The organism is Marinobacter sp. UBA2498, assembly GCF_002341575.1.
Classification (GTDB): Bacteria; Pseudomonadota; Gammaproteobacteria; order Pseudomonadales; family Oleiphilaceae; genus Marinobacter; species Marinobacter manganoxydans.
This window is the reverse complement of the sequence record NZ_DDOI01000006.1, coordinates 42,608-47,151: the sequence shown is the minus strand read 5'-3', so window position 1 is coordinate 47,151 and position 4,544 is coordinate 42,608. Positions and strand designations below refer to the sequence as shown.

The window sequence follows — 4,544 nt, the reverse complement described above, 5'->3', positions numbered from 1 at the left end:
CGTGTTCTTTTCCGGTATCGGGCTCGGGATTGTACTCACCGCTGTGGTGGCGGAGCTGATCAAGGATCCGTTCACCTGGGATCAGCAATGGGTGATTTACGGGCTGGTGGCCCTTGGGCTTCTGTTGCCCGCCTGGCGTTGGATGCCGGACTACCGGGCCTGTGCCTTGCCGAAAACAGGTGCGGCCAAGGCAGGTGACGAGCGAAGCCGGTTCATACGGATCCTCCAGCTGGCGTATTTCTGCGCCGGTGTGGGCTATGTGGTGACAGCCACCTTCCTCGTAGCAATTGCGGAATCCATGCCCGAGCTTCAGGGGCAGGGCTGGCTGGTCTGGCTGATTGCAGGTCTTGCTGCAACGCCGGCCTGCTGGCTGTGGGATGTGTTTTCCCGGCGTTGGGGCCAGTGGCTGGCGCTTTATCTGGCCTACACCCTGAACTCCGTGAGCATCCTGATGCTGATCGTGAACACCAGCTTCGCCAGCGTGATGCTCAGCTCCGTGATTTATGGCGCCAGCTTTATCGGTATCGTCAGCATGATGCTGGCAATGGTAGGGCGGGTTTTCCCCGAGAACCCTTCCCGGCCCATGAGCCGGTTGACCTTCAGCTACGGTATCGCCCAGATGATCGCACCCGCGGTGGTTGGCTATCTCGCGGATGTGGAAGGTAATTACACCAACGGCCTCTGGCTGACCCTGGTGGTGATGGCGTTAGGCGTTTTGATGCTTCACCTGGCAAGGCGGGCGCAGCAGCGTCAGGGCGAAGCCGCGACAGCGGGTTGAATTGATTCCGCAATCGAATGTCACTCGAAGAGGAAAGCAGATCATGCCAGGAAAGCCTTCAAAACCCGTATCAGCATCTGCGATTGAGAAGCACGTCTACAAGGTGTTTCCAAACGACATGAATTCCCACAATACCGTGTTCGGCGGCATGATCATGGCAAAATGCGACCGGCTGGCGCTGGTCGTGGCAGAGCGGCATTCCGCCCATGTTTGTGTGACGGCTGCCGTGGATTCAATCCATTTCAGGGCACCGGCGAAGGGTAACGATACGCTGCTGTTCAGCCTGTCGCTGAACCGGAGCTGGGGCTCGTCCATGGAAATCGGTGCCAGGGTAGAGGCCGAAAACAGTTACACCGGCGATACGCGGCACATTCTCTCGGCCTTTTTCACCTTTGTTGCTCTGGACGAGAATGACCGGCCGGTGGATGTCCCGGAAGTGATACCGGAAACGGACGAGCAACAGCGCCGGTACGACAATGCCGAGATTCGCCGGGAAGGGCGCCTGAAAACCCGGGAACAACTGGCATCCTCGTCCCGCTCGGCAACTGACTGAGCGGGTGCCTAGAGAACCTCTGGTTCTGTTGTCGGATCTGTCTGGATGGCAGTATCCCGCAATCCACCGAACCGCTTGTAAAACTTCTCACCCGGACCTGGAAGGGGGCCGGAGGCGTTTTCGAGGTTCTCGTCCAGCCACTGCTCGGCCCGCACATAGATTTGACGATACAGGTTCCGACACAGCTGTTTGGCGCTGCGGCCTTCCCAGTCACCGGGTAGCAGTTCATCGGGCAGCAGCGGGTCCCTCAGAAGAATTTTGCGGTACTCGTGGATCAGCAGGATCCGGAGTATCAGGCACTCCGCGGGGCTGAGAGTGTCCTCAGACTGGAGTTCACGCCACAGGGGCCGGAACTGGGTCAGGAAGCGTCGGTAGCGGCCGCCCAGTTCCTCAAGGTTCCAGCTTTCGCGAACCTGCAGTCTCAGGGCTCTTGGGCTCTTCTGCTCCATGGGCATGGTCTGCATCACGATGGTGTCTTCGAGAGCACCCCATTCCTGAAGCATTGGAATCAGTTCGCTGCGAGTGAAGCGTGGGTGTTCCATCAGCCCGGGTGCCATGCTGCCAAAACTGAGCCACTTGAGTTCCTCCCGGACTTTTTGCCTGAGTTCCGGGGAAAGCTGGTTCAGGTAGACCAGGCACCAGCTTCCACTCCATTCTTCGGCGCCCAGGTTATAGACGTGCTGAAAAGCCTGCTCGAACCGCCGCAGGCCCGGGCCGGTGAGGCTGTAATAACTGCAACGGCCCACCTTTTCGGTCTGCAGCCAGGATTCCTGAACCAGACGATACACCGAGGTGCGAACCAGTCGCTGGCTGATGCCCATGGGCTCTACCAGTTTCATCAGGCTTCCCAGCCAGACATTGCCGCCGCGGGGAACGATGGCATCGCCATAGATGGTGATGATGAGTGAGCCGGCCCGAAGGGGTCGCTTTTTCTGGAAGTTCTTGACGAGCAGTTCTAGCTGGCTTTTTGCAGTCATGGCCTGAGTTCGCAAATAAGAATCAATGAAACACGTTGTACGTATTATGCGGTTCTTACGTGTCAGGTAAAGGTTTGTCTTTCGATCAGCGGTGCTGGCGTGTTCTGCCAGTGTCGGCTTTACTGACAGAGCCGCGTTGGCACTCCCGGAAATCAGTTGACACGAGCGTTATGATACAATAACTTCATTTGATATTCGTCAATGGTATCGAATCATACCGGGAGCGAAGAAACAAAAACTCAAGCCCCTGCAAAAAACGGGAGAACAAAAACAATGTTTAAAACAGTGATTCGTCGCGCAGGAAAATGCGCAGCCGTCGCAGCCGCCGGCCTCATGATGATGAGCGCACAGGCCGCTGAACCCATCAAGATCGGTTCGTTCCTGTCAGTGACAGGCCCGGCATCGTTCCTTGGTGATCCCGAGCTGAAAACGCTCGAGATGTACGTTGAAAAAATTAATGAAGAAGGTGGTGTCCTTGGTCGTCAACTGGAGCTGATCCACTATGACGACGTTGGCAACGCTTCCTCTGCCCGTAACTTTGCCAGTCGCCTGATCCGCTCGGACCAGGTTGATATCATCGTTGGCGGCAGTACTACCGGCGCTACCATGGCGGCGGTACCGCTGATTGAGCAGGCAGAAGTGCCGTTCATCTCCCTGGCCGGTGCTGTGGTTATCACCAACCCGGTCAAAAAGTGGGTATTCAAGACTCCTCAAACCGACCGCATGGCGGCAGAGCGTATTCTGACCGACATGAAGGATCGCGGCATTACCAAGTTTGGTCTGATTTCCGGTACCGGTGGTTTCGGAAGCTCGGGTCGTACCCAGACTCTGGAAGTGGCCGAAGCGATGGGAATGGAGGTTGTAGCCGACGTTACCTACAGCGGATCTGATACAGACATGACCGCCCAGCTGACCAATATCCGTAACACAAGTGGTGTGGAAGCGGTGCTGAACTTCGGTTTCGGTCAGGGCCCGGCCATCGTAACCCGCAACTATGCTCAGTTGGGCATGGAACTCCCGTTCTATCAGTCCCACGGTGTTGCATCCGACAGCTTCCTCGAGCTCGCCGGTTCGTCTGCAGAAGGCCTTCGCCTGCCAGCGTCTCCGCTGCTGGTGCCGGATTCCCTGCCGAACGACGATCCCCAGAAAGAAGTGGTTCAGAACTACAAGGCTGAATACGAAGCCCGTTGGGATTCCAAGGTGTCCACCTTCGGTGCCTACGCCTACGATGGCCTGATGCTGGCGGTCCGCGCTATGGAAGAAGCCGGCTCGACCGATCCGGAAGCCGTTCGTAACGCACTGGAGAATATCCAGGGCTATGTCGGCGTAACCGGTGTATTCAACATGTCACCGGAAGACCACAACGGCCTTGATCCAGACTCCTTCCGCATTCTGGAAGTCCAGAATGGCGAATGGAAACTGATCGACTGATACCCCTTTAACCTGTCTCGCGGCTGGCGACGACCCCTATTCAGGGTAAGTCGCCAGCCGATGTTCGACCGGAACCACCGCTATGCTCGCAGAATTCTTACAGTACCTGTTCACCGGGATTACTATCGGTGCGACTTACGCCCTGATAGCCCTCGGCTTTACCCTCATCTACAACGCCAGTCACGTCATCAACTTCGCCCAGGGCGAGTTTCTGATGATTGGAGGCATGGCTACGGTTTCGCTTACGGCCATGGGCGTGCCCATGATCCTGGCAGTCGTGTTGGCGGTCATTCTGGCCGGTATTCTTGGCGTCGCCCTGCAGCGGTTCGCGATTGCACCTGCCAAGCAGGCCGATGTTGTTACCCTGATCATTATCACCATCGGTGCGTCGATCTTTATCCGTGGTATTGCCCAGGTTGTCTGGGGCAAGGAATACCACGTGATGCAGAATTTCAGCACAGACCAGCCTATTGAAGTTTTCGGAGCGGTATTGAATAGCCAGAGCCTCTGGGTTCTCGGTATTGGCGCGATCCTGGTGGTCGGCCTGGTGCTGTTCTTTACCAAGACACTGATTGGCAAGGCTATCCTGGCGACATCCATGAACAAGGAGGCTGCGCGCCTTGTCGGTATCCGGACTCAGATGGTTCTGATGCTGGCATTCATGGTTTCGGCATTACTGGGCTCTGTGGCCGGTATTGTTGTTGCCCCGATCACGTTCACGTCCTACGACATCGGTATCATTCTCGGACTGAAAGGCTTTGTGGCGGCTGCCATTGGCGGCCTGGGTAGCGGCGTTGGCGCGGTG

At 56.9% G+C, this 4,544-nt stretch carries 5 protein-coding genes; 4 read left to right on the top strand and 1 reads right to left on the bottom strand.

What is annotated here, in order from left to right:
* Together B2W52_RS00505 and B2W52_RS00500 are read left to right on the top strand one after the other, a co-directional pair.
* The coding region (locus B2W52_RS00505; RefSeq protein WP_286800974.1) for a YbfB/YjiJ family MFS transporter at positions 1-778 on the top strand (778 nt) is incomplete at its 5' end.
* Between the two features lie 43 nt (positions 779-821).
* Positions 822-1,331 carry an acyl-CoA thioesterase gene (locus B2W52_RS00500; protein WP_008173781.1) on the top strand — a complete coding sequence of 170 codons (510 nt, stop codon included), beginning with the start codon at positions 822-824 and terminating at the stop codon, positions 1,329-1,331.
* 8 nt (positions 1,332-1,339) lie between these two features.
* Here the strand turns inward: B2W52_RS00500 and paaX are convergent, their stop codons facing one another.
* Positions 1,340-2,308: a phenylacetic acid degradation operon negative regulatory protein PaaX gene (paaX, locus tag B2W52_RS00495; protein WP_008173782.1), complete on the bottom strand. Its 969-nt coding sequence runs from the start codon at positions 2,306-2,308 to the stop codon at positions 1,340-1,342.
* A 273-nt stretch (positions 2,309-2,581) separates the two neighbouring features.
* Here paaX and B2W52_RS00490 point away from each other — a divergent pair, with 273 nt between their 5' ends.
* Positions 2,582-3,739, top strand: a complete 1,158-nt coding sequence (locus tag B2W52_RS00490) for an ABC transporter substrate-binding protein (RefSeq protein WP_053112794.1) — start codon at positions 2,582-2,584, stop codon at positions 3,737-3,739.
* A gap of 82 nt (positions 3,740-3,821) precedes the next feature.
* Positions 3,822-4,544 (top strand): branched-chain amino acid ABC transporter permease (locus B2W52_RS00485; RefSeq protein WP_286800972.1); only part of this gene is annotated, 723 nt, incomplete at its 3' end.

What these genes read in the sequence shown, in the direction of transcription:
- B2W52_RS00500 (WP_008173781.1), top strand. Translation starts at nt 822, where the DNA reads ATGCCAGGAAAGCCTTCAAAACCCGTATCAGCATCTGCGATTGAGAAG.
- paaX (WP_008173782.1), bottom strand. Translation starts at nt 2,308, where the DNA reads ATGACTGCAAAAAGCCAGCTAGAACTGCTCGTCAAGAACTTCCAGAAA.
- B2W52_RS00490 (WP_053112794.1), top strand. Translation starts at nt 2,582, where the DNA reads ATGTTTAAAACAGTGATTCGTCGCGCAGGAAAATGCGCAGCCGTCGCA.